The organism is Nocardia pseudovaccinii (genome assembly GCF_050942345.1).
GTDB lineage: Bacteria > Actinomycetota > Actinomycetes > Mycobacteriales > Mycobacteriaceae > Nocardia > Nocardia pseudovaccinii.
The window spans coordinates 5,198,382-5,222,052 of record NZ_CP192074.1; the positions used below are offsets into that span (position 1 = coordinate 5,198,382).

At 65.2% G+C, this 23,671-nt stretch carries 22 protein-coding genes; 15 read left to right on the forward strand and 7 right to left on the reverse strand.

The window, feature by feature from the left end:
- Positions 1 to 20: 20 nt before the first annotated feature.
- Both ACQPZ2_RS23565 and ACQPZ2_RS23570 read right to left on the reverse strand, forming a co-directional pair.
- Positions 21 to 1,517 carry an acyl-CoA carboxylase subunit beta gene (locus ACQPZ2_RS23565; protein WP_433520434.1) on the reverse strand — a complete coding sequence of 499 codons (1,497 nt, stop codon included), beginning with the start codon at positions 1,515 to 1,517 and terminating at the stop codon, positions 21 to 23.
- A 53-nt stretch (positions 1,518 to 1,570) separates the two neighbouring features.
- The gene (locus tag ACQPZ2_RS23570) at positions 1,571 to 2,806 is read right to left on the reverse strand and encodes a cytochrome P450 (RefSeq protein WP_433520435.1); all 1,236 of its coding nucleotides are present in this window, start codon (positions 2,804 to 2,806) and stop codon (positions 1,571 to 1,573) included.
- A gap of 155 nt (positions 2,807 to 2,961) precedes the next feature.
- Here ACQPZ2_RS23570 and ACQPZ2_RS23575 point away from each other — a divergent pair, with 155 nt between their 5' ends.
- The 6 genes from ACQPZ2_RS23575 to ACQPZ2_RS23600 all read left to right on the forward strand — a co-directional run bounded on the left by ACQPZ2_RS23575 (position 2,962) and on the right by ACQPZ2_RS23600 (position 8,649).
- Positions 2,962 to 3,747, forward strand: coding sequence for a coniferyl-alcohol dehydrogenase (locus ACQPZ2_RS23575; RefSeq protein WP_433520436.1), 786 nt, complete (start codon positions 2,962 to 2,964; stop codon positions 3,745 to 3,747).
- A 124-nt stretch (positions 3,748 to 3,871) separates the two neighbouring features.
- Positions 3,872 to 5,077, forward strand: a complete 1,206-nt coding sequence (locus ACQPZ2_RS23580) for a cytochrome P450 (protein WP_433520437.1) — start codon at positions 3,872 to 3,874, stop codon at positions 5,075 to 5,077.
- Positions 5,064 to 5,846, forward strand: a complete 783-nt coding sequence (locus tag ACQPZ2_RS23585) for an SDR family NAD(P)-dependent oxidoreductase (RefSeq protein ID WP_433520438.1) — start codon at positions 5,064 to 5,066, stop codon at positions 5,844 to 5,846. Before ACQPZ2_RS23580 ends, ACQPZ2_RS23585 begins: the two co-directional genes overlap by 14 nt.
- The gene (locus tag ACQPZ2_RS23590) at positions 5,846 to 7,084 is read left to right on the forward strand and encodes a CaiB/BaiF CoA transferase family protein (RefSeq protein WP_433520439.1); all 1,239 of its coding nucleotides are present in this window, start codon (positions 5,846 to 5,848) and stop codon (positions 7,082 to 7,084) included. The genes ACQPZ2_RS23585 and ACQPZ2_RS23590 overlap by 1 nt, the downstream gene beginning before the upstream one ends.
- A gap of 12 nt (positions 7,085 to 7,096) precedes the next feature.
- The gene (locus tag ACQPZ2_RS23595) at positions 7,097 to 7,897 is read left to right on the forward strand and encodes an enoyl-CoA hydratase/isomerase family protein (RefSeq protein ID WP_433520440.1); all 801 of its coding nucleotides are present in this window, start codon (positions 7,097 to 7,099) and stop codon (positions 7,895 to 7,897) included.
- A 2-nt stretch (positions 7,898 to 7,899) separates the two neighbouring features.
- On the forward strand, positions 7,900 to 8,649 hold the full coding sequence (locus ACQPZ2_RS23600) for a TetR/AcrR family transcriptional regulator C-terminal domain-containing protein (protein WP_433520441.1): 750 nt from the start codon (positions 7,900 to 7,902) through the stop codon (positions 8,647 to 8,649).
- Positions 8,650 to 8,715: 66 nt separating this feature from the next.
- Here the strand turns inward: ACQPZ2_RS23600 and ACQPZ2_RS23605 are convergent, their stop codons facing one another.
- From ACQPZ2_RS23605 to ACQPZ2_RS23620, 4 genes are all read right to left on the reverse strand, one after another.
- Positions 8,716 to 9,204 (reverse strand): MFS transporter, encoded by a 489-nt coding sequence (locus ACQPZ2_RS23605; RefSeq protein WP_433527502.1) that lies wholly within the window; start codon positions 9,202 to 9,204, stop codon positions 8,716 to 8,718.
- A 153-nt stretch (positions 9,205 to 9,357) separates the two neighbouring features.
- Positions 9,358 to 10,539, reverse strand: a complete 1,182-nt coding sequence (locus tag ACQPZ2_RS23610) for an acyl-CoA dehydrogenase family protein (RefSeq protein WP_433520442.1) — start codon at positions 10,537 to 10,539, stop codon at positions 9,358 to 9,360.
- Between the two features lie 26 nt (positions 10,540 to 10,565).
- On the reverse strand, positions 10,566 to 12,242 hold the full coding sequence (locus ACQPZ2_RS23615; protein ID WP_433520443.1) for an acyl-CoA synthetase: 1,677 nt from the start codon (positions 12,240 to 12,242) through the stop codon (positions 10,566 to 10,568).
- Between the two features lie 103 nt (positions 12,243 to 12,345).
- Positions 12,346 to 13,842 carry an aldehyde dehydrogenase family protein gene (locus ACQPZ2_RS23620; protein ID WP_433520444.1) on the reverse strand — a complete coding sequence of 499 codons (1,497 nt, stop codon included), beginning with the start codon at positions 13,840 to 13,842 and terminating at the stop codon, positions 12,346 to 12,348.
- Between the two features lie 402 nt (positions 13,843 to 14,244).
- On the opposite strand from ACQPZ2_RS23620, the gene ACQPZ2_RS23625 reads away from it, so the two are divergent.
- From ACQPZ2_RS23625 to ACQPZ2_RS23660, 8 genes are all read left to right on the forward strand, one after another.
- A complete protein-coding gene (locus tag ACQPZ2_RS23625; protein ID WP_433520445.1) occupies positions 14,245 to 14,685 on the forward strand; it encodes a hypothetical protein in 441 nt (146 codons plus the stop codon).
- Between the two features lie 26 nt (positions 14,686 to 14,711).
- Complete coding sequence (locus ACQPZ2_RS23630; RefSeq protein ID WP_433520446.1) at positions 14,712 to 15,635, forward strand: alpha/beta hydrolase; 924 nt, start codon at positions 14,712 to 14,714, stop codon at positions 15,633 to 15,635.
- 177 nt (positions 15,636 to 15,812) lie between these two features.
- Entirely contained in the window at positions 15,813 to 16,421 is a 609-nt protein-coding gene (locus ACQPZ2_RS23635) for a TetR/AcrR family transcriptional regulator (protein WP_433520447.1), read from the forward strand.
- A 193-nt stretch (positions 16,422 to 16,614) separates the two neighbouring features.
- Positions 16,615 to 18,141: a nitric oxide reductase activation protein NorD gene (locus ACQPZ2_RS23640; RefSeq protein WP_433520448.1), complete on the forward strand. Its 1,527-nt coding sequence runs from the start codon at positions 16,615 to 16,617 to the stop codon at positions 18,139 to 18,141.
- A 22-nt stretch (positions 18,142 to 18,163) separates the two neighbouring features.
- A complete protein-coding gene (locus tag ACQPZ2_RS23645; protein ID WP_063042181.1) occupies positions 18,164 to 18,961 on the forward strand; it encodes a CbbQ/NirQ/NorQ/GpvN family protein in 798 nt (265 codons plus the stop codon).
- A gap of 155 nt (positions 18,962 to 19,116) precedes the next feature.
- Positions 19,117 to 19,836, forward strand: coding sequence for a hypothetical protein (locus ACQPZ2_RS23650; protein WP_433527503.1), 720 nt, complete (start codon positions 19,117 to 19,119; stop codon positions 19,834 to 19,836).
- Between the two features lie 27 nt (positions 19,837 to 19,863).
- Entirely contained in the window at positions 19,864 to 20,298 is a 435-nt protein-coding gene (locus tag ACQPZ2_RS23655; RefSeq protein WP_433520449.1) for a hypothetical protein, read from the forward strand.
- A gap of 4 nt (positions 20,299 to 20,302) precedes the next feature.
- Positions 20,303 to 21,460: a phosphotransferase family protein gene (locus ACQPZ2_RS23660; RefSeq protein WP_433520450.1), complete on the forward strand. Its 1,158-nt coding sequence runs from the start codon at positions 20,303 to 20,305 to the stop codon at positions 21,458 to 21,460.
- 98 nt (positions 21,461 to 21,558) lie between these two features.
- Here ACQPZ2_RS23660 and ACQPZ2_RS23665 read toward each other — a convergent pair whose 3' ends face one another.
- On the reverse strand, positions 21,559 to 22,356 hold the full coding sequence (locus ACQPZ2_RS23665; protein ID WP_433520451.1) for an SDR family NAD(P)-dependent oxidoreductase: 798 nt from the start codon (positions 22,354 to 22,356) through the stop codon (positions 21,559 to 21,561).
- Between the two features lie 216 nt (positions 22,357 to 22,572).
- On the opposite strand from ACQPZ2_RS23665, the gene ACQPZ2_RS23670 reads away from it, so the two are divergent.
- Positions 22,573 to 23,400: a TetR/AcrR family transcriptional regulator gene (locus ACQPZ2_RS23670; protein WP_433520452.1), complete on the forward strand. Its 828-nt coding sequence runs from the start codon at positions 22,573 to 22,575 to the stop codon at positions 23,398 to 23,400.
- Positions 23,401 to 23,671 lie beyond the last annotated feature (271 nt).

Sequence of the window (23,671 nt, forward strand, 5' to 3'; positions counted from 1 at the left end):
CGCCCCCGTACCGGCATCGATCAGGGCACGATGACCGTGCGAGAAACCGGCTCGGCGGCGGCCTGCCGAGCATAGATCCCCCGCTGCAGTGACACCAGCAGCGCGTTGCGCGTCTCCTCGGGACGGATGAGCTCGTCGAAGCCCATATGCTCGGCCGAGTGGTACGACGCCTGCAGCTCCATGGCGCGCAGGGAGGCCGAGAGATCTTGCTCGGCATGCGAGGCACTGCTCAGGGCGGCGGCGCTCATCGCGCCCATGGTCGCGCCCGGGTACGCGAAGGTGGCCACCTGGCTGTCGAATCCGATCAGCGACATCACCATGGACCCGAATCCATACGCCTTGCGCAGGGTGAGATGCAGCTTCAGTGTCGTTGCCGCCGTTTGTGCGACGAACATCCGTGCGCCACTACGCAATACGCCGTCCTGCTCGGATTCGCTGCCCGGCAGCATGCCCGGATTGTCGGCGAGGAACACGATCGGCAGGTGGAACGAGTCCGCGACGGTGATGAAATGGGCGGCCTTGTCAGCGGCGGCGGCATCGATCGACCCGGCCAGTACCTGCGGCTGATTCGCTAGGACCGCGACCGGGTGACCGCCGAGGTGACCCAGCGCGCAGATGATCGCCTCGCCGAAGTCGGGCTGCACCTCGAACCAGTCGGGATGATCCAAGACCACATCGAGCACCGCACGCATATCATAAGTACGCCGATTGTCGCGGGAGATGATGTCGAGCAGTTCCGGCGTCGACCGCGGGTCCGCCGATTCGTCAAGTGCCACCGCTGGTGGATAAGACCAGGCGCTCGACGGGAAATACGACAGGTAGCGGCGGATCGCATCGAGCACATCCTCGTCGGTTTCGCCGAGGTTGTGGATCAGACCACTCGGCAGCGCGACATCCGGACCGCCGAGCTCCTCCTTCGAAATATCTTCCCCCGTAGACACTTTCACTACCGGCGGCCCGGCGGTGAAGATCGCGCCCTGGCGGCTCATGATCGCGAAATCGGCCACCGGAGCGATCAGCGCACCGTGTCCGGCCGAGGGGCCGAGCACCCCGGTGACCATCGGCACCCGGCCGGAGCATCGAGCCTGGGCCAGCAAATCGGTCGGTGTCCGACCGTAATGGTCGCCGGTGGGCCGAAATCCCGCACCCTCCAACAGCATTATCAGCGGCACCCTATTGCGCAGCGCGAGTTCGGCCAACCGGTAGCGTTTGGAATTGCTGCCCGGCGCGATACTGCCCGCCAGGGTCGTGAAATCCTCGGCACCCACCATCACGGGCGCGCCGTCGATCAGTCCGGAACCGGTCACGACCGCGTCGGCGGCGACCTCACCACCGACCAGGGTGCCGAATTCGTGGAAGGTGCCGGGATCGAGCAGCCGCTCGATGCGCGCCCTGGCGTCGAGCTTGCCCTTGCCGCGATGTTTGGCGACCCGTTCGGGCCCGCCCATGGCCTGTGCGCGCGCACGGCGGCGCCCGAGGTCTTCGAGGGTTTCGTCCCAGGTCTGGGCATTCGTCATCGCTATGTCCTAATCCGCATTGATCGTTCGTCGATTCGAGTCCGGCGTTCCGGTCACATCAGGGAGTAGCGAATCGGAAGATGTTTGAGCCCGCCCACGAATGTGGTCGCACTGAGTTCGGGCACACCGTTCAGCTCGATCGAGGTCAATCTCGGCAGCAGCTCGGTGAGGAATTTGTTGATCTCCATCCTGGCCAGTCCGGCACCCAGACAGAAATGCACGCCGAACCCGAATGCGACGTGTTTGTTGGGCTCACGCTCGATATCGAAGCGGAACGGGCCATCGAAGGCATCCTCGTCACGATTGGCCGAAACGTAGGACAGCAGTACCGATTCCCCGGCCGCGATGGGCACATCGTGGACCGTGGTGTCCTCGGCAGCGGTCCGCATGAACGCCTTGACCGGCGTGACCCAGCGGATGATCTCCTCGGTCGCCTGCGGCATCAGATCCAGATCCGAACGCAATCGTTCACGCTGATCGGGATGCTCGATCAGCGCGCGCACGCCACCGGAGATGCTGCTGCTGGTGGTGTCGTGTCCGGCCGTGGCGATAATGGCGTAGTAGGACATGGTGTCGACATCCGAGAGCGGTTCGCCGTCGATACGCGCATTGGCGATCGTGGATCCGAGGTCTCCGGTGGGATTCGCCCGCCAGGACGCGGTCAGATGCTGGAAGTACGCGAACATTTCGAGCAGCGAGTTCATCTTCTCGTCCGTCGGTGTGCTGCGCTGCAATTCGGCGTCGTCGTTGCCGACCAATTCCTGCGTGAGCTTCAGCATCCGGGGAAAATCGGCTTCGGGGACGCCGAGCAGCGACATGATCACATACAGCGGGAAATTCACCGCAACCTCTTGAACGAAGTCGCATTCCCCACCGGCATCGCGCATCTTGTCGACGTAGCGTTTGGCCAGTTGGTCGATCCGCTCACCCAGTGCCTTCATGGCTTTCGGGCTGAACCAGTCCGCGGCGATGGCGCGCACGACCCGGTGCTGCGGCTCATCCATATGGATCAGCGTGCGAATTCCGGCCGCCGCCTGCATGTCATCCGATTCGGCTGTCATGAGCACCGGTCGAGGCCAGTTCGTGAACAGCCGGTTGGCCCGCTCGATCGCCATGATGTCGGCATGCTTGGTGATCGCCCAGAACGGCTTGTACGCGGGCACCTCGACCAGCGATACCGGAGCCTTCGCCCGCAGCGCGGTGAGCGCGCCGTGCAATCGTGCCTCGTCGGTATACGCGGTCGGGTCCGCGAGAACATTGGCGGCTTCGTCGACGATCGGCATGCTCATCAGCGGGACTTCCGTTCCATCCGTCTTCACGCGGGTCCGATCCGGCGGGCGCACTGCGTCCCAGATCGTTTGTATCGGCCAACAGCCTGATTTATAGTGACCCTTACTGTCAAGCATTCTATAACGCACATCCGTGCAGCGGAACGGTGGTATTCATGGACTCCGGGCAACGCAAAATCGTGGTGGTAGGCGCCGGATCGGGAATCGGCGCAGCGACCGCCACCCACTTCCACGACAACGGCGACCACGTGCTCGCGGTGGATCTGCGCCCCAACGAAACCCGGGCCGCACAGCACGAACAGTGCGACCTGCGCGACGCCGCCGCGATCACGGCGCTGCTGAACCGGATCGGTCCGCACTGGGATCTACTGGCCTACGTCGCCGGTGTGCCCGGCACGGCACCCGCCGCAGACGTTCTGAAAGTGAACTATCTCGGCATGCGGCTGACGGTCGAGGGGATGCTGCCGCGGCTGCGACAGGGCGGCGCGATCGTCACAGTCGCCTCGGTAGCGGCCCTCGGCTGGCAGCAGCGCACGGACGAACTGGCCGGGCTGCTCGCCGCGACCGACGCCGAGACCGTCGAGCGTTGGCAGCAGAGCCAAGATCCGTCCTATCCGGTGTACAGCACATCGAAGCAGGCCGCGATCATCTACACGAAGCGGCTGGCGCCGACGGCATGGCGGAAGTACGGAATCCGGGTGAACACCGTGAGTCCGGGACCGACCGAGACGCCGATCCTGGCCGACTTCGAGGCGTCGATGGGCAAGGACGTCCTCGACACCGTGAAGGCGACGATCGGCAGGCATGCCACCGTGGACGACATCGTGCCCGTGATCGCCTTCCTCGGCTCACCGCGGGCACGCTGGATCAACGGACAGGACATCCACGTAGACGGCGGATTCGTCGCGCCGCTGGTCGCGGGGGCACCCATTCAGCTATAGCCGACGACCTGTCGCGACAACGATCTCCGCCAGCTCGGCATGCCGTCGATACAGCTATACTGTATATATTACAGTAGCTTGTACCGGCAAGGTGCCGACCGCTGTGACGACGTAGAGGTGAGCTGTGGATATCCCTGTTCGAGACCAATCGGCCGAAGAAGCCCTCGACCTGCGTGACCCCTACCCGTTCTTCGCCGCCAAGCGGCGCGACGGTGGTGTCTTCCACGGAACGGTCATGGACTACTCCCGGACCCCGGAATCGCTGCGCCCATCGGACAGCTATGCCGCCGTCTCCTACCCGGCGGTGAGCACCGCACTACGCAACAGCCGGGTATTCAGTTCCACGCTCTACGATTCCACGATCGGTGTGTTCATGGGCCCGACCATTCTCGCCATGGACGGCAAACATCATCGGGCGCACCGGAATCTGGTGGCCACGGCATTCAAGCCGCAATCACTGCTGCAATGGGAACCGGAAATCGTCCGGCCGATCTGCAACGCGCTCATCGACGAGTTCGCCGAGCGCGGCAGCGCCGACCTCGTCAAGGAATTCACCTTCGAATTCCCCACCCGTGTCATCGCACGCCTGCTCGGACTCCCCGAAGAAGATCTGCCCTTCTTCCGCGCGGCGGCAGTGTCGATCATCAGCTACGCCAACAAGGTTCCGCAGGCGCTGCAGGCTTCCAACGACCTGAAGGAGTACTTTCTCAGGCATATCGAACAGCGGCGGTCCGAACCCACCGACGACATCATCGGCGATCTGGTGACCGCCGAGATCGACGGGGAGAAGCTGACCGAGGAGGCCATCTACTCGTTCCTGCGGCTGCTGCTGCCCGCCGGACTCGAAACCACGTATCGGTCATCCGGAAATCTGCTGTACCTATTGCTCACGCACCCAGAACAATTCGAGGCGGTGCAGCGCAACCACGACCTGATCGCCCAGGCCGTCGAGGAAGGGCTGCGCTACGAAACGCCGCTCACACTGGTACAGCGGTATGTGACCGAGGACGCCGAACTGGAAGGCGTCGCCATTCCGCGGGGCGCGGTGCTCGATCTGTGCCTGGGCTCGGCCAACCGCGACGAAACCCGCTGGGAGCGACCGGAGGAATTCGATATCTTCCGGACCCACATTCCGCACATCAGCTTCACCGCCGGTGCGCACACCTGTCTCGGCCTGCACCTGGCCCGGATGGAGACACGTGTCGCCATGGAGGCCCTGCTGAGTCGGCTGACCGGATTCACCCTGGTAGCCGAGGGCGATCCACATATCTTCGGCCAGCCGTTCCGGTCGCCCAACACACTCCCGGTGACTTTCGATGTCATCGCCTGAGCCGCAACAGAATCGCACCCGATTCGATCTGTCCGGCCGCGCGGCACTGGTCACGGGCGCAGGCAGCGGCATAGGTGCGGCCGTCGCCGCCGCGCTCGCCGATCAGGGCGCGGCGGTGCTGGTCACCGATCTCGACGCGGCGGCAGCCGCGACCACGGCGGAAAAGATCGTTGCCGACGGCGGGCGGGCCGCGAGCACCGCACTGGATGTCCGGGACGCCTGGGCCGCCGACGCCGCCGTCGCCACGGCAGCCGAATTGGCCGGTGGCACTTTGCATATCGTGGTCAACAACGCCGGGGTCACCGCGCCGGCGATGTTCGGCAATACCACCGAGGAGTCGGTGCAGTTGTTGCTCGACATCCACGTGCTGGGTGCGTTCCGTTGCGCGAAGGCGGCGCTGGAATATCTGCCCACCGACGGCACCGGCCGCATCATCAACGTGACCTCGTCGGCAGGTCTGTCCGGGGCGCTCGGGCAGGTCAACTACTCGGCCGCGAAGTCCGCCATCGTCGGGTTGACCAAATCGCTGGCCCGTGAGTTGGCGCGCAAGCAGATCACCGTCAATGCGCTGGCGCCCGCGGCGGCCACCGCCATGACGGCCAAGATCCGCACCGATCCGAAGTTCGCCGAACAGATGCTGAATCGAATTCCGATGCGCCGGTGGGCCGAACCAGACGAGGTCGCGGGGGCCTTCGTATTTCTCGCCTCCGATGCCGCCTCCTATATCACCGGTCAGGTACTGCCGGTGGACGGTGGCCTGGTGATGTGATGGCCGATCCGACCGCGGGTCCACTCGCCGGAGTCACCGTCGTGGCGCTGGAGCAGGCCGTCTCCGCACCCATGTGCACCCGCGCCCTGGCCGATTTCGGTGCCAGGGTGATCAAGATCGAGAATCCGCGCGGCGGCGATTTCGCGCGCGACTACGACGATGTGGTCAACGGCCTCGCCGCGCATTTCGTGTGGGTGAACCGCGGCAAGGAATCGGTGACGCTCGATCTCAAAGATCCGCAGGGACAAGCGGTTCTGCACCGGTTGCTGGAATCCGCCGACGTATTCGTCTCGAATCTGACACCGGGTGCGACGGGCGCACTCGGCCTGGCCGCAGATGATCTGGCGGTGCGGCATCCGGACCTGATCGCCATGGAGATCGACGGCTACGGCCCCGGCGGGCCGCTGTCCGACAAGAGAGCCTATGACCTGCTGATTCAGGCCGAATCGGGGGTCTGCGCGGTCACCGGATTCCCGAATGCCCCCGCCAAACCCGGTCCGCCGATCGCCGATGTGTGCTCGGGCCTGTACGCGGCGTTGACGATCGTGGCGATGATCTGCGGCAGACGAGCGCCGGGCGGGCCCGCGGCGAAACCCACTGCGGCGTCGGTGAGCCTGTTCGATACGGCGGCCGAATTGATGGGGTACGCGCTCAACTACACCCGGCACACCGGAATCGATCAGCAGCCGCTCGGCATGAGTTCCCCGGCGGTTGCCCCCTACGGCGCCTATCCCACCGGCGACGGCCACACCGTGGTGCTCGGCACGACGAACAACCGGGAATGGCAGCGCCTGGCCCGCGACATTCTCGACCGGCCCGATCTCGCCGATGATCCGCGATTCACCACCAATGCCGGACGGGTGCGCCACCGGGGCGAACTCGACGCAACGATCGCGCAGTGGTGCGCGCGGCACGACCTGGCCACCGTCCAGCTGTGCGCCGACGCCGCCGGAATCGGGAACGCCCGCTACAACACCCCCGCCGATGTGATCGACCATCCGCATCTCGCGGCCCGCAGACGTTGGCGGCCGATCGATACGCCCGCCGGTCCGGTACCGGCTCTGCTGCCACCACCCGTCATCGCCGGATACGACCCGCCCATGGGGGCCATTCCCGCATTGGGGCAGCACACCGAAACCGTCCTGGCCGCAGCCGGATTCAGCTCTGACGACATTGCCCGCCTACGTGACCGGGGTGCCATCGGACCCGGTGCCGACCAACCCGTGATCCGGACATGAAAGGACGATGTTGTGACCGATGAACCGGTATTGCTCATCGAGCAAGTGGGTGCAGTGCTGACACTGACGTTGAATCGCCCGCACCGTAAGAATGCGCTCACCCGCGAGGTGTGGGCGGGGCTGCGCGAGCAGTTCCGCCGGGTCGCACACGGTCGTGAGGTTCGCGCCGTGGTCCTGACCGGGTCCGCGGGCACGTTCTGTTCGGGCGCCGACATCTCCGATGCCGCGGGCATGGACGAGTTTCCCGATCCCAGCCGGGAGTTGCGCACCATCAACGAGGTCGTGCAGCAACTGCACGACCTGCCGGTGCCCACCGTCGCGAAGGTACGCGGGGCGGCGGCGGGCGCGGGGTGGAATCTCGCGCTCGGGTGCGATCTGGTGGTGGCCACCCCCGACGCACGGTTCTGCCAGATCTTCTCCCGGCGCGCGCTGTCACTGGATTGCGGAGGCTCCTGGCTGCTACCCAAACTCATCGGCATGCAGCAGGCCAAGCGCCTGGCATTGCTGGCCGACATGATCGGTGCCGAGGAAGCGCACGCCCTCGGACTCGTGACATGGATACAACCCGACGAGGCTGTCGACAAGTTCGTCGACGAGCTGGCGGTGCGGCTGGCGGCGGGACCGCCGTTGGCACTCGCGCAGACCAAGGCGCTGCTGAACGACGGAACGGATCGGACGATGCGCGAGGCGCTCGCCAACGAGGCACGCGCCCAGACCATCAACCTGTCCGGCGCCGATGTGATCGAGGCGTTCGCCGCGTTCGCCGAGAAACGCGAGCCGGTTTTCACCGGGGCATGGGGCACAGGAGGTTAGCAATGGCGAAACGGGTCACCGTCGAGCGGCGGCAGCGACGCGAACGCGGCTCGCTGAATCCGGAGGACATCATCGATGGCGCCTTCGAACTCGCACAACAGGTTTCGATCGACGGTCTGAGCATGCCGCTGCTCGGTAAACATCTCAATGTCGGGGTCACCAGTATCTACTGGTACTTCCGCAAGAAGGACGATCTGCTCAATGCGATGACCGACCGCGCGCTGCGACTGTATGTGTATGCCGTGCCCTATCCGTCCGTCGAAGCGAGCAATTGGCGTGAGACGCTGGGCAATCACGCGCGCACCATGCGGCGCACCTTTTTGGCGAGCCCGATCCTTTGCGATCTGATTCTGGTCAGATCGGCGCTGAGTCAGCACGCCGGGCGGGTGGGCGCCGAGCAGGTGGAACGGACGGTGGCCAGTCTGGTCGAAGCGGGCCTATCTGTCGAGCAGGCCTTCGACATCTACTCGGCGGTCAATCTGCATATTCGCGGATCGGTTGTGCTGCAACGGCTCTACGACAAAAACCAGGAGCTGGAGGCGGAGGGCCGGGCGTACTACGACAGCATTCTGGTCGAACCCGAGACGACACCGCTGCTCGCCGAGGCCATGGCCAAGGGCCTGCGATCGGGTGCACCGGACGACCGCAATTTCGAATACGGTCTGCGCTGCATCCTCGATCACGCGAGCCTGCTGATCCAGCTGAATTCGTCGGCGCACGCGAATACCGGTGACGCCACACCGGCCTCGTAGCACTGTCCGATACGGTTCGTCGTCCCGGCTGGGCACCCGCCTGCCGAGACGACGAATTTTGTATGGCTAGTGGACGATTCCCGCCGTACTCGGCCTGCGTCCGTGGCGCATGATCAGCGATACCAGCGCCAACCCCGACATGACCCAGAAAGTGAGCACATAGCCCTGGTCGGCGAAAACCTGTGGAATCGGTTGTGTCGCACCCCGACCCATCGCGCTGACCTCGGCATTGATCGGATTGGCCGACTGGAAAGCGGCCATGATGGCGGCCCCGACCGCTGATCCGATGCCGATGGTCACACCGAGCATGCCGGATCCGATACCCCGCTGTTCCTCGGGCAGCGCATCGACCATCAGGATGGATGCGGCGGCGAAGAACAATCCGAAACCGATCCCGAACAGTCCGTTGAGTACCCCGAACAGCTGCCAGCTGTAATGCGGTGTGGCCAGCGCGAAGCCGATACCGACGCCGATCATCACCACACAGGCGATGATCGCGGGGATCCGGGCGCCGATCCGGCGCGCGAGCACACCGGCGACCGGGCCGAATATCATGCTCACCACACCGGCCCAGATGGGTTGCGAACGACAGCATTCCGAAGCCGCTGCCGTAGTGGTAGGTGGGATCGGTGCTGTGCGAACCGCAGCATCATCGCCTCGGGCTGCAATTCCTCGAGTTTCGCGCGGGGAAGGCTGCTTTGTTTCGGACTATTTCGCAGCCGAGTAGTTCGGACGTCCCAGCCCGAGAATGTACTGCGCGATCATATTTCGGAAGACATCCAGCGTCCCGCCGTAGATACCGATCAACGGCGCCCACCGGTAGAGGTATTCGGCCGCGCCGTCGGCCACCGCTCCCCCGCCACCCGCGGTCAGCGCCGACCCATCACCGAGGACATCCATGAGATCCGGGGCGATATCCCGCATGGTCTGCGCGATGGCCACGCGCCCGAACAGACTCGGCGCGCTCAGCGCCGCCTCGATCCGGGCGTGGGCTCGGCCGAGCCGATACGCGATCGATCCGTCGTCGAGGCGCCGTCGGCCGTCCGGCGCGGCCTCGGCCGCTACTGCCGTCACGCGGTCGGCGGCCGCGGCCATCGTGGTGCCGAAACCGCTCATGATCGCGATATCGGCCAGCCCGTTCGGATCGGCGCCCCCGGCGCCGTGCTCGGCGGACAGTGGACCGTTGAGCACCCGCCAGCCGTCGTTCACCTCGCCGAGCCGGTACCGGTCCGGAACCCGAACATCCTGGTAGTAGGTGATATTGGTGCGTTCACCGTCCACGGTCCGCAGGCCCTGGATGTCGATGCCGGGTAAGTCCAGCGGCACCAGGAACATGGTCAGATTGCGATGTCTGCGCCCGTCCGGATCGGTATCGGTCAGCAGGAATACGTACCCGCAGTTGTGCGCGCCGGAGGTGAACATCTTCTGCCCGTTGACAATCCAGTCCGCACCCGCGCGCACAGCTCGCGTCGCACAGTTGGCGATATCGGATCCGCCCTCGGGTTCGGTGTAGCCCATGGCGAACCGGACCTCGCCGCGATACACCCCGGGCAGCACCTCCTCGAGCAGCTCCGGTGAGCCGAACTCGCGGACCGCGCGCAGGATCATCATGGTGGCACCCCAAGTCACCAGTGGCACCTCGGCCCGGCGCCGCTCGAGATCCCAGATCCGGCGCTGCACCGGCGTCAGTCCCCCGTCTGCCGCGCTTTTCGCCTCCCGTTCGAGCCACCCCTGTGCCCCCATCGCCAGATGCAGTTCCTCGACGAATCCGTCGCCGGACTCGTGTGCGCGGCGCAGCACGTCCTCGGTCACGGTGGCCGCGAGGAAATCCCGGGCCCGATCGAGGAATTCCTGATCTTCGGCGGTCGGCTCGACCCTGGCAAAGTCCACTTCGGTTCCTTTATCTCTGTCGCGAATCAGCCTGCGGCGATCGCTTGTTCACGCGCCCAGCGGTAGTCGGCCTTGCCCACGGGACTGCGCACGATCTCCGGGCGGAACACCACTGCCTTCGGAAGCTTGTACCGCGCAATGGATTCCGCGGCATGGGCAATCAATTCCTCGGCAGTCGGCTCGGTCCCGTCGACCGGCGCGATGATCGCGACGACCTCCTGACCCCAACGCTGGCTCGGGCGGCCGACCACCACGACGTCGGCGACGGCCGGATGCGACGAGATCGCCAACTCGACCTCCTCCACGAAAATCTTCTCGCCCCCGGAATTGATCGTCACCGCATCGCGTCCCAGCAGTTCGATGGATCCGTCGGCCAGCAGTCGTGCCCGATCGCCCGGCAGCACATACCGCGCACCATCGATGACCGGGAAGGTGATCGCGGTCTTGGCAGCGTCGCCCTTGTACCCGAGCGGTGTGAAGCGGCGTTGCGCGAGCCATCCGATACCGTCGTGGCCCGCTGCCAGCACCGAACCGAAGTCTTCGGCCACCACGCAGGTGTCCGCCCCCGGGATGAATGTGCCGGTCGATACGGATCCAGACGACGAGACGTGATTGAGCTGGGTGCCGCCCTCCGAGGAACCGACGGCGTCCATCACGACCAGACCGGGAACCGCGGCAATCCACCGCTGTTTGACCGACGGGCTCAGCACGGCGCCACCGCTGGCCAATGCCACCAGCGACGATACGTCCGCCGCACTCGACTCGATCGCGGCGAGCAGCGGACGGGCCATCGCGTCGCCGACCACGATCAGAATCGCCACCCGCTCCCGCTCGATGGTGCGCACGATTTCCTCGGCATCGATGCGGTCCACAACCGAGGACAGGAAAACGCTCTGGCCGGTCATCATTGCCGTCAGGACCGCCCACTGCGCCGCACCGTGAATCAGCGGCGGCAGGAGCATGAGCCGGACACCGGGATTCGCGGCCGCCCGAGCGGCGACCTCGTCGTTCGACCCGATGAGCGATCCGCTGAACATATCCCGCCCGCCGCAGGCGGCCATGAAGATGTCGTGCTGGCGCCACAGGACAGCCTTGGGCATACCAGTGGTGCCGCCGGTGTAGAGCACATAGAGATCGTCGGGAGAGGGCTGCACGGGCAGCGGTTCCGGCGCGGTCGAGGCGATGACGGTCTCGTAATCGACCGCGCCGTCCAGCAATTCGTTACCCGACTCGTCGGCGATCTGTATCAGTACGCGCAGTGCCGGCAACTCGGGCAGCACCTCGGCGAGCCGTGGCGCGAACGCGGCGTGATAGATCAGCGCGGTCGCACCGGAATCCGCCAGCAGATGGCGCAGTTCGCTCTCGACATATCGATAGTTGACGTTGAACGGTGCGACCCGCGCCCGGAAGGCGCCCATCATCGCCTCCGCGTACTCGTGTCCGTTGTGGGCGTAGATCCCCAGCAGGTCCTGCCCCACCTCGTGGTCCGCGAGTGCCGAACGTTCGGTGTGGCAGCCCAGTCCCCGGGCGTACAGGTAGGCCGCCAACCGCTTGGAACGCTCAGCGATCTGCGCGAAGGTGTGGCGCCGATCGCCCTGGCAGATCAGTTCCCGGTCCGGAATGGCGGCCGCGGCGGCATCAGCGGCGGCCGCGAGCGTGAATTGCGTCGTCGACAGTTCGGATCTGGTCACGGAACGAGACAACAGTGGCTCCTCGGTCGTGTGCTGCGCAGGCAGTCGGTCGATCTAACTGTAAGTCATACGGTAGCGATTTCTAGAGAAACCGGGAAGGATTCGAGCCCGGGACTCAGCGTCCGGAATCACGAGCCGCAAGACGGCGACGCGTGCGCCGGTGCGCAGTGCGCACCGCGATATCGATGACGCGATGGATGAACCGCGAGAACGGCGGTGCGGCCAGCGCGGTGACCACGAAAGGGAGATCGGTGCCGACCACGGTGCGGTAATGGGTGAACGTGTCGAAGCCCGCCTTCCCGCGATACGCCCCCATACCGCTGGCCCCGACCCCGCCGAAGGGTGCGTTCTCCGGAAACATATTGAGCGCGAAGTCGTTACGGGAGACACCGCCGCTGCGCGTATTCCTGACGAAGGCGCGGAAGTCCCGCCCTCCCGGCCCGTACCAGTAGGCGACCAGCGGCGAGTCCCCTCCACTCAGGTTGTCGACGACATCGGCCAGCTTCACATACGACCGCAGGACGAGAACCGGCCCGAAGACCTCCTCGGTGGCGATCCGCATGTCATCGGTGATGTCGCGGACGACGGTCGGCGGGATCTTCCGAGTGCTCGGATCGGGCAGCGTCTCATCCGGTGGCACGATCTGTTCGACCCGCGCTCCTTGGGCACGCGCCTCGTCGATGAGGGCGCGAACCCGGTCGTAATTCGCTTCGTCGACACAGGCCGTGTAGTCCTCGTTGGCCGCGATGGCCGGGAACATGTCGCGAAAACTCGCGCCGAGCGCGTCAGCGAAGGCATCGACGCGGCCTTCGGGCACGAAGACGTAATCGGGACTCACACAGACTTGCCCACCGTTGATCATCCGCGCGCGAGCGATTCGCGCCGCCGCCCTGGCGATGTCGGCATCCGGTGCCACGACCACCGGATTCTTCCCGCCGAGCTCCAAGGTCACCGGAACCAGATTCGCCGCGGCGGCCCGCTGAACCAGTCGGCCGACCCGGGTAGATCCGGTGAAAAACACATGGTCGAAAGGTAATTCGGCGAAGGCGGCGCCCACCTCGGGACCGCCGGTCACCACCGCGAGCTCGGACGGATCGAAATACTCCGGTACCAGCGATCGGGTCAGCTCCGCGGTGTGCGCGGTGATCTCCGACATCTTGATCATCACCCGATTACCGGCGGCGAAGGCGGCCGCCGCAGGCACGACGACCAGTTGGAGCGGGAAATTCCAGGGTCCGATGATGCCGACCGCACCGAGCGGAGTGGGTTGCACCTGGGCACGGATCCCGTATAGGCGAGCCGTCGGCTTGGGGTTACGGGGACGCATCCATTTGCCGGTATGCGAGCGCGTGTGCTCGATGATGGACAGCATGCCCATGATCTCCGCGAACAGAATCCCGGTTCGGGATCGGGTGCCGAAATCGCGAGCCAGCGCGTCGACATACGAGTCGAGATTGTCCAGAACCATGGCAAGCAACCGGTCGATCCGGTGCCGCCGGACCGCCGCCGAGGGTGGCCCTTCGCGCAGATAGGCCTGCCGCTGCAGTTCCAGGATCGCGGCGGGCGCCAGCACGCTGTCGCTGATCGGCTCCTCGGCGGTTCCAGTGCTCATGTGTGATGTGTTTCCAATCGGAATTCAGCGGAGATCGTGCGGGCGATCGCGCCTCCGCACCGAAGGCCGACCCAGATCCTGTTGTCCGCCGTCGCGTCTTGGCGCGCCGAAGCGAAATAGTGGGCGATACAGTAATATCAACTGTAGCAGCGCACACAACTGCGGGTATGCGGAACGTCCGACTCGAGAACTGGAAACACCACACAGTCGTCAGCGAGACGATCCAGCGAGACGCCCTGAGCGCACTGCTCCCGCAGACGAATTACGTGCGCCGACCAGCACATCGCCGACTACTTGCACCGAGATACTGAATGTCTTACCGTTGACAGCGCAGAGCGGTGGCGCTCGACAAAGAGCCTCGGTGCGCAGTCACGGTCCGGGGCCGTTGCGCTAGGAGAGAATATGAGCGACAACGAGGTCCCCGGTCTCACACCGCGAACCGTCGACGCACTGCTCGGTGCAGGCGAGGCACTGGTCGATCAGGTGCGGACGAAGATCCTGCACAGCCCGCGGCCGGTATTCTTGCACTACATCGAGCAGACCTTCGACGCGCTGCGGACGAAGCTGTCGCGGGGACTCGCCCCGCATCCGGACACCCCGGCACAGCAGCTGTGCTTGTATCTGATGGTCGCGTACGCGGAGCGACGGACCGGATCGCTCGATGCCGATCTCATCCGGATCCACCGTGCGCTGCTGGCCGACGACGACGCTTTGGCCGAAATCTGCCGCGTCGGCGGAATCCCCGGCCCGACCTACGACTTCGTCGCACTCGGCGACGCACTGACCGGACGCGGAATGAGCGCGTTCTTCGCCCCGTTCGAACCGGACGACCTGGTCGCCTGACAGCGCCCGCGAGAGGACGAACCATCGTGGGTTCGGATACCACCTTCCACCCCGAACTCCGCATTGCGCGTTACCTGCCGCGCTCCGTGGTCGGTGCGCGCACCATCGGGCCGGTCCGCAGGCTGACGAAACTCACCGGGCGAGGTCGACCGGCGGGCGGGACGATCGAGGCGGTCGACGCGCACGTCTCGGTGTGCGTATTCCGACCGGCGCGGGCCCCGCGCCAGGCACCGGGCCTGCTGTTCATCCACGGGGGCGGCTACGTCATCGGCACCGCCGCGATGGGAGATAGCTTCTGCCGCCGAGTCGCGGACCGCCTGGGGGTCGTCGCGGCATCGGTGGAATACCGGCTGGCACCCGAGCATCCCTTCCCGACACCGCTCGAGGACTGCTATGCGGCGTTGCGCTGGCTCGCCGACCAACCGGATGTCGATCCGGAACGTATCGCGATCGCCGGGGAGAGCGCGGGCGGTGGCCTGGCCGCCGCGCTTGCGCTGCTGGCCCACGAACGCGGCGAGGTGCACCCGGTACTGCAGGTGCTGTCCTATCCGATGCTGGACGATCGGACCACCGCGCGCACCGATATCGCCCACCGCGGACTACGTCTGTGGAGCCCGCGGAACAACGGCTTCGGATGGCAGTCCTACCTTGGCCCGGCCGCGACCGGCACGGTGCCTGCACTGGCCGCGCCGGCCCGATACGTGGACCTGGCCGGGGTCTGCCCGGCCTGGATCGGCGTCGGCACCAACGATCTGTTCCACGACGAGGACATCGCCTATGCCGAACGCCTGCGCCAGGCCGGTGTCCCATGCACGGTGCACGTGGTGCACGGCGCGTACCACGGCTTCGATCTGATCGAGACCTGGGCGCCGGTCTCACGAGCCTTTCTCAAAGCGCGGCTGACGGCGTTGAACGACGTACTGAACGGCGGTGCACACACTCGCGGCTGATCCATCGGTTTCATTGACGAGATTCAATGACATCTGTCAGTATGTTCTCAGCCGCACTTCGCAGATTGCTTCAGGCATAGCAAATCGTAAGCTGGAGAACACATTTCGGCACCTACCCGAATCGTGCGGATCGTTCTTCATTGACACACGTCAGTGACAGAAGTTAGAAATTGGCGCATGAGCGAAGTTCAGGACAAGCCCCAGGGCCGCGAAGCCCAGCGTCTGCAGACCCGGCAGCGCGTATTCGACGCGGCTATCGCCGAATTCAAGAACGTCGGCATGGCCGATGCCGATATCGGCACGATTGTCGAGGCCGCGGGCGTCGCGCGCGGCACCTTCTATTTCCACTTCCCGAGCAAAGAACACGCGCTGCTGGAACTGGAGGCGCGTGAGGAAGCACGGATCGCCAAGGAACTGACCCGGTTTCTCGCCGCACCGCACGATCTCGAATCGGCGCTGCGGAAAACGATTCAGCTGATAGTCGGCCTGGAACGCCGCCTGGGCAGCCTGCTGTTCAAAGAGCTACTGGCGATTCACTTTTCACCGACCCGGCCACTGGACGACGAGTGGCGCGAGCATCCGGTGATCGTCCTGGTGGTCGAGGAGATCCAGCGCGCCCGCGACAACGGCGAGGCCGAGATCGCCGTCGATCCCTATCACAGCGCGGTGTTCTTTCTGCTCGGGCTCTACGCCCTGCTGACCACTACCTCGGGCTCGAAGGCGTTGCGCGCCAACGCACTCGACAACTACCTGATCACCGTTCTGCGCAGTCTGGAGCCTCGATGAAGCAACCATCGCGGACCACCCATCGAACCACTTCTAACCGACGAATATGGAGATACGGCCATGCTATTGGACCTTGTGCGCATCGCCCTCGCGTGGGGCGCGGTGCTGCTGATCATCGCGTTCTGGTACTGGATCATGAAGAATATCGGCACCTTCTGAGCAGGTCCGGCCCCCGCGGCAGTGGATGTTCGTCATGAACGGTGCGGTGCAAGGGCTCTCGATCGAGCGCAGTTGCGCCGTCACGGCCGTCGCATTCTCCGGACGTCGCCGGGAGGGCGTGCGGCTCGTGACCGGTGAGCGGCGCAGTTTCGGTCTGAACACCACCCGCACCGTCGTGCAGGTCCCGCATCCACCCGTGGCCGCGGATTGGACCAGAGCAACGCTGACATGCGGTGTGGCACTGCAGTGTTCGCCATCGAAAGACCGCATCGCACGGTACCCGTTGCATGAGCTGTCACCCCGGGAACTGGGTGCGCTGTCGATCGTCGAGGGTGGTGTGGCGGCGGGCTGGATCGCCGACCGGCTGCCCGGCCTGCTTCCCGAACTCCGTCGGCTGCTGCCCCACCTCGAGATCGCCGAGCACGACCTAGATGGCGACGAAATATTGGACCGCGCACTGGGTTTGGCGCGATCACGGCAGCAGATTCACGGGCATCCACTGCTCGGCAAGCTCCCGCTGGCCGCTCCCGCACGCGGTGGCCTGGCCGTAGCGGTACGTCGCGCATACGCCCGGATGCCGTGGACGTCGACGCGCAGCGACTCCTATCGCGTCATGTCGATACCGGTCGGCGGTGACGGCGGCAGCCGCAATACCAACCTGCCCCCGCCGAGCCGACCGGAGCACGAAGACGTCGAAATCCGAGCGGATCAACGCGCGGGCCTGCCCTATCCGGAATGGAACGTATGGACGAAAAGCTTTCTGCGCGACCACGTCGCGGTGCTGGAACGCAAACATGCCACCCACCCGCGACCGCTCGCACCGGTCTCCCCCGACGTCCGCCGCTGGTTCGAAGAACACACCCACCGCGCCATGCGCAGCGGCCTCGAGGACGGGTCGGATCTCGATATCGACCGGTATGTCGGCCATTACGTCGACATGCTCTCCGGTGCGACCGCCGAGCCACGGGTGTTCCGCGAGTTGCTGCCCAGTTCCCGTGACGTCGCCACCGCGGTACTCCTGGACGGCAGTTCCTCCCTCGGCGTGCACGGCGGCCGGATCTTCCGGCTCGAATTGGCCTGTGCCGACGCCCTTTCCCGAGCCATGACGCTCGCCCGGGAACGCCACGGCCTGTTCGTCTTCACCGGCAATACCCGCCACCGGGTCGAGGTGCGCTGCCTGAAGGACTTCGACGACGCCTGTTTCGTGGACCCGAGCAGCCTGGGCCTGATCACCGGCGGCTATACCCGCCTCGGCGCGCCGCTTCGGCACCTGACCCGCCGTCTGCTCGAGCAGCCCGCGGAGCGACGCCTGATCATCGTGATCGGCGACGGCCTGATGTCCGACGAAGGCTACGAGGGCCGCTACGCGTGGGCGGATGTCGCGCACGCCATCGAAGAGGCCGACGACGCGGGGGTCACGATCTACTACCTCGCCGTCGGCCCGACCCGCGTGGATCCGCTCCCCGAGGTATTCGGCACGCGGCGGTCACGCCGGATCCTGCGGGCCGAAGAACTGCCTCGCGTACTCGCCCAGATCCACCGCGAGTTGATCGACCGATGATGTCACGAATTCCGGAGTTCCGATGACAACTGATCTCTACTACGCCAGCGGCACCGAGGTGCAGCTGTTCGAATGGGCTTTCCAGCAGCACATGCCGGTCATGCTCACCGGACCGACCGGTTGCGGCAAGACGCGATTCGTCGAGCATATGGGCCACCTGCTCGGCCGCCCGGTGGTCACCATCAGCTGCCACGACGACCTCACCAGCTCCGATCTGGTCGGCCGGTTCCTGGTGTCCGGCGGCGACGTCGCCTGGCGGGACGGCCCACTGACCAAAGCCGTCAAGTCCGGTGCGATCTGCTACCTGGACGAGGTCGTCGAAGCCCGGCACGACTCGCTGGCCATACTGCATTCGCTCACCGACCACCGGCGCACGCTGTTCCTCGATCGTGCCGACGAAGTGGTGTCCGCGCCCGCCTCGTTCATGCTCGTCTGCTCCTACAATCCGGCCTACCGCAGCTCACTGAAGGAGTTGAAGCCCTCGCTGCGACAGCGGTTCGTCACCATCGCCATGGGTTATCTGCCGCCCGAGCGCGAGGCCGAGGTGCTGGTCGCGGAGACCGGTATCGATCTTTCCGTCGCACGGCGACTGGTCAACTGCGCCAACACCATTCGCAATGCTGATGACGTCTTCCATTTCGAATCGCCGTCGACGCGCGTGCTGGTGGCGGCGGCGCGGCTCATCGCCGCGGGCGCGAATGAACTCGAGGCCGCCGACGTATGCGTCCTCGCGCCGCTGAGCAGCGACGGCGCCATCAACGAAGGCCTACGCGAGATCGCGGCGGCCAGCCTGCTCACCGCCGAAGACCCGGCCGTGTAGTCACCCTAGGAGGACCGTTCGATGAACGAACAAGATCGGCAGCGCCGCCGTGCGCTCATCGTTTTCCAGATCGCCGTATACGGATTTCTACTGGTGATGTTCCTGATCCAAATACAGATGTATATGACCAGGGACTGGTAGGGGCGATCATGAATATGCCGACATTCACCCTGCGCCGCGGCACCGGAAAGACAGCGCCGGAAACCTCGGTTACCTACGACGAACACCACGAGGAAAGCCGCCGCGCACAGCGCCGGGCCGACCGGTGGCTCACTGTCGGAACCGCCCTGATGGGCACCTTCATCTTCGGATTCGTCGGATTGCCGATCTTCCTGCGCGGAGTGTGGTTGCAGCGCAAGGCACAACGCGACGGGCTGTCCGTCCGCCCGATCATCGTCACCCTGATCGGCTATCTGGTCATCCTCGACGCCTTCCTCAACAGCATCGGCTGGGTGCTGGACCTATTCGCCAACCACACCGTTGTCACCCGCGTGTTCTTCACCGCGTGGGGCAATTTCGTCGATGCCGGATACTTCTGGCACTACAACGAATTGTGGATCGGCGGCGCGGGCGCGCCCGGCGAAAAAGGCTGGGAAGTCGCGCTCATATTCACCGTATTCCCGATGCGGGTCGCGGCCGCGATCGCATTCCTGCAGATGAAGCGGTGGGGTCACCAGTGGCTGATCGTCACGTGCTGGTTCGGTGTGGTGATCTGGATCGGCTACGTCGTCAATATGACCATATACGCCGATGTGCGCTTCCACGGCGTCGTGCTGCCGGTGACCGGCTGGTGGTTGTACGACATCTTCTACATCACGCCATTCCTCGCGATCCCCTATCTGCACACGGTCAACCGCGAGATCTTCTCCGACTGACCTCGAATCCGGTTCCAGGAGAACACCATGAGCAACAAATCGCCCGCGGCCGAGTCGTCGCCGGAACAAGATCTGCCGCTCGGTACGACGGCACCTTTCGCGCGCATGCACAAGTGGCTCAAGCGCGGCATCCTCGTCTGCCTGATCGCGCTGGTCGTCGAGGGTTCGCTGACCGTGCCCGCCCTCGCCCTCTGGTACGGCTGGCCCACCTTGTCGATCACCGAAATCTGCGACGAGATGATGAAGGTGCGCTACTCCGACGACACGCTCGAATGCAACCAGGGCGCGCTCAACGCGCCACCGCTCGGCGGCAAACCCGAAGCGGCAGGCCAGACCACCGCCGAGGATCAATGGGGAGTGCAGCCGAAACCGCAGTGGAAGCATATCGGTTACCGTGAACTCGTCCGGATCCACAACGAGCGGATCGCCCGCGAACAGGCACAGCAATCGGGCCACCGGTAAGACCTTGCGATCACTCGACACCACCCTCGGCCTCGGCATGGCCGCACGAGAAGCCGTCCGGGCCGGACTCGATCGCACCCTCCCCGGCCCGGCGGCGATCCCACTGCGCATCCACGAGGTGAACGAACACTGGCTCGGCACGGCACTCGGTTTGCGGCCAGGTGCGATCACCTCGGTGCACGTGCTGGACGGGCATTCCGGTACGGCGGCGCGCGCTCGTATCACCGTGAAATCCGACAGCGGCGAGGTGCCCGAGCAGCTGTTCGTGAAATTGCCCCCGCGCAACTATTTACAGCACGTCCTGATGAACGTCTTCCACCTCGGGACCCGCGAGGTCATCGCCTATCGCGCACTGGGCGCGAATCCCCCGGTGCGGGTGCCGAGATGCTATGTCGCGCAATGTGATCGACTCCGGCGCCGCAGCATCCTAGTGCTGGAGGATCTGTCGGGATCCGCGCAGTTCCGTACCGTCGTCGATACGGTCACGCGCGCCGAGGCTGCAGCCGTGATCGACGCCATGGCAGATCTGCACCTCATGTTCTGGGGTAGCAGCCGGTTCGCCGACGACCTGCGGCCGCTCACGGTTCGCACGACGGCCGATCTCCGGCTCGGTGATCTCATCCGCCGCCGGTTCCTTCACGAGATCACCGGGCATACCAAAGATCTGATACCCGAGTCGATGAAGCGTCAGTGCCGGATCTTCTATCAGCGCAGCGCGGATATCGATGCCTTCTGGGCCGCGCAGCCGCAGACTCTGATCCATGGCGACCCGCACCTGGGCAACCTCTTCTTCACCGACACCGGGCCCGGATTCCTCGACTGGCAGATCGCCACGGCCGGGGTCGGAATCCGCGATGTCGCCTACTTCGCGAACGCCTCCGTCGAGCCCGACCTGCTCCGCACGATCGAACGAGAACTCGTGGAGCGGTACGCGGCCCGACTCACCGCCGCCGGGATCGGAGTCGACCTCGAACGCCAGTGGACGCTGTATCGCGCCGGTATCACCGAACTCTTCCTCGCTGCCGTCTGCACCGCCGAGGCCGGAGAACGGATGCAACCGTTCGAGGTGTCGCGGGTCGGCGTCGAACGGGCCGTGGCCGGTGCCGCGGCACATGACAGCTTCGCGGTGCTTGCCTCACTCGTCGACGGTAAGCGAGTCTGACGCGCCGGGCGGCCGTCCGAAGATCGGACTCAGGTGCCCCCAGGATCGGGGTCAGGTGGCCCCAGGATCGGGGTCAGGTGGCCCCCGGGTATCGGGCCTCAGGTGAAATCCGAACCGCCGTCGACATTGACATTCGCGCCGGTCATATACGAATTCCGCCGCGAGGCCAGAAAGGCGACGACCGGACCGATCTCCTCGGGGCGGCCCGCCCGGGGCAGCTGCGCCGGATGTCCGTAATGCTCGGCGATCTCGGCCATCAGCCGATGGGGATCGTCGCTCTCGACGCCGACCGAGTGAGCCCAATCGACCAGCGCCGGGGTCACGAAGGTGCCGGGCGAGACGACATTCACCAGAATCTCGTCCGCGGCAAGCAACAGTGACAGATTCTTGGACGCACTCGTCACCATCGCCTTCGCAGCGGTGTAGGCCGCCAGCGGAATGCTCTGCCGCTGCGTCGAATGCGCCGAAAAGTTCACTATCCGCGCCCATCGGGCCTTGCGCAGCAACGGCAGCGCCGCACGCACGCTGCGCACCATCGACAGCACGCCGTCCTCGACGGCCTCGAACCACTGGTCGTCGGTGAGGATGTCGAATCTGCCTTGCACAGTCGGCCCGACCGTATTGACCAGCACATTGAGTTCGCCATGCCAGCGCTGCCCCAGTTCGGCGAACGCGGCGGCGATCTGATCGGCGTCGCGCACGTCCGCGACCAGCCCGATGGCGTCGGGGCTACCGCGGTGGGTCAGGTCCTTGACCGCGTCATCCAGGTCGGGGCGGGAACGCCCCAGCACCGCCACCCGAGCGCCGTCGTCGGCCAAGCAGCGAGCGGCGGCAAGTCCCATGCCCCGGCTACCGCCCACGACCACCGCTGCCGCGTCGGTCAATCCCAAATCCATTGCGCTACCGCCTCCGTCGCGAGCGTATAGATACGCATACTGTATCTTTATCAGTATTCACTCCGCGATGACCATGCCGATACGCGGGGCCGCGACGCGCCGATAGAAGGCATCGCAGTAGGATTTACGGTTATAGGTACGATGGCTGTTGCTGTCGGTTTCCCGGGACCGGGAAACGATTGCGTCGGAGCGGACTTCACGGAGGTGGGCGCACATATGGCGAAGCGGGCAGCCGCGGAGAAACGGCCGCGGCGTGAGCGCGGATCCCTCAATCCCGGGGACATTCTCGACGGTGCGTTCGAGCTCGCGGATCAGGTGTCGCTGGACAACCTGAGCATGCCGATGCTGGCCAAACATCTCGACGTCGGCGTGACGAGCATCTACTGGTACTTCCGCAAGAAGGACGAACTGCTCAACGCCATGACCGACCGCGCGCTGCGCCAGTACGCCACCTTCGTCACGCCTTTCGTCGTCGCGAGCGACTGGCGCGAATCGCTGCGCAACCACGCCCGCACCATGCGGGAGACGTTCGACGCCAATCCCATTCTCTGCGATCTGATACTGATCAGGTCGGCACTGAGCCCGGAAGCCGCGCAGCTGGGCGCACGGCAGACCGAGGAGGTCATCGCCAATCTGGTCGAGGCCGGACTGTCGCTCGACGACGCCGTCGCGACCTACTCCGCGGTTCAGCTGCATGTGCGCGGATCGGTTGTACTACAACGTCTCTCCGACAAGAACGAGGAATCGGAGTCCGGCGCGGGCGCATACTACGACAGCCTCACCATCTCGCCCGACACCACACCGCTACTGGCGGAGGCGAGTTCGAAGGGCCTGCACACCGGGGCCCCGGACGATCGGAATTTCGAGTACGGCCTCGACTGCATTCTCGAACAGGCGAGCCGGTTGCTCGAATCGGGATCGGGCGCGAAGGCGAAGAAAGCACCCGCCAAGAAGGCACCCGCTAAAAAGGCACCCGCCAAGAAGGCAGCGCCGACGAAGTCATCGGCCACGCGCCGTCCTACCAAGGCCGCCGCGGCGAAGTAGTCACCCGCTATTCGTGCCCGCCGGAACCCGGCGGGTACGGCCGTTTCCGACAACATCCCACACGGCTCGATCGAGCGTGCGGCGATATCTCCAGCTCGCCGCGATCCGTTGTCGCCCTTCATGTCCGGCGACAGCGCGCTTTCGTCTGTCGTAATTGCGCCCGAACAGCTGGACACAATTCATCGCAAACGCCTGGGCAAGCCTCTTGCCGTGATGTATCGTCGGTCACACTGTAAGAGCAATAGTTAGTCATTCGACCAGCCCGGCGACG

Excerpts from the sequence above, each read along its gene's own strand:
- ACQPZ2_RS23600 (WP_433520441.1), top strand. The coding sequence starts at position 7,900 with ATGGCGAAACGGGTCACCGTCGAGCGGCGGCAGCGACGCGAACGCGGC.
- ACQPZ2_RS23645 (WP_063042181.1), top strand. The coding sequence starts at position 18,164 with ATGACAACTGATCTCTACTACGCCAGCGGCACCGAGGTGCAGCTGTTC.
- ACQPZ2_RS23585 (WP_433520438.1), top strand. The coding sequence starts at position 5,064 with ATGTCATCGCCTGAGCCGCAACAGAATCGCACCCGATTCGATCTGTCC.
- ACQPZ2_RS23655 (WP_433520449.1), top strand. The coding sequence starts at position 19,864 with ATGAGCAACAAATCGCCCGCGGCCGAGTCGTCGCCGGAACAAGATCTG.
- ACQPZ2_RS23670 (WP_433520452.1), top strand. The coding sequence starts at position 22,573 with ATGGCGAAGCGGGCAGCCGCGGAGAAACGGCCGCGGCGTGAGCGCGGA.
- ACQPZ2_RS23565 (WP_433520434.1), bottom strand. The coding sequence starts at position 1,517 with ATGACGAATGCCCAGACCTGGGACGAAACCCTCGAAGACCTCGGGCGC.
- ACQPZ2_RS23590 (WP_433520439.1), top strand. The coding sequence starts at position 5,846 with ATGGCCGATCCGACCGCGGGTCCACTCGCCGGAGTCACCGTCGTGGCG.
- ACQPZ2_RS23575 (WP_433520436.1), top strand. The coding sequence starts at position 2,962 with ATGGACTCCGGGCAACGCAAAATCGTGGTGGTAGGCGCCGGATCGGGA.
- ACQPZ2_RS23640 (WP_433520448.1), top strand. The coding sequence starts at position 16,615 with ATGAACGGTGCGGTGCAAGGGCTCTCGATCGAGCGCAGTTGCGCCGTC.
- ACQPZ2_RS23665 (WP_433520451.1), bottom strand. The coding sequence starts at position 22,356 with ATGGATTTGGGATTGACCGACGCGGCAGCGGTGGTCGTGGGCGGTAGC.
- ACQPZ2_RS23625 (WP_433520445.1), top strand. The coding sequence starts at position 14,245 with ATGAGCGACAACGAGGTCCCCGGTCTCACACCGCGAACCGTCGACGCA.
- ACQPZ2_RS23570 (WP_433520435.1), bottom strand. The coding sequence starts at position 2,806 with ATGAGCATGCCGATCGTCGACGAAGCCGCCAATGTTCTCGCGGACCCG.
- ACQPZ2_RS23620 (WP_433520444.1), bottom strand. The coding sequence starts at position 13,842 with ATGAGCACTGGAACCGCCGAGGAGCCGATCAGCGACAGCGTGCTGGCG.
- ACQPZ2_RS23605 (WP_433527502.1), bottom strand. The coding sequence starts at position 9,204 with ATGATATTCGGCCCGGTCGCCGGTGTGCTCGCGCGCCGGATCGGCGCC.
- ACQPZ2_RS23635 (WP_433520447.1), top strand. The coding sequence starts at position 15,813 with ATGAGCGAAGTTCAGGACAAGCCCCAGGGCCGCGAAGCCCAGCGTCTG.
- ACQPZ2_RS23650 (WP_433527503.1), top strand. The coding sequence starts at position 19,117 with ATGCCGACATTCACCCTGCGCCGCGGCACCGGAAAGACAGCGCCGGAA.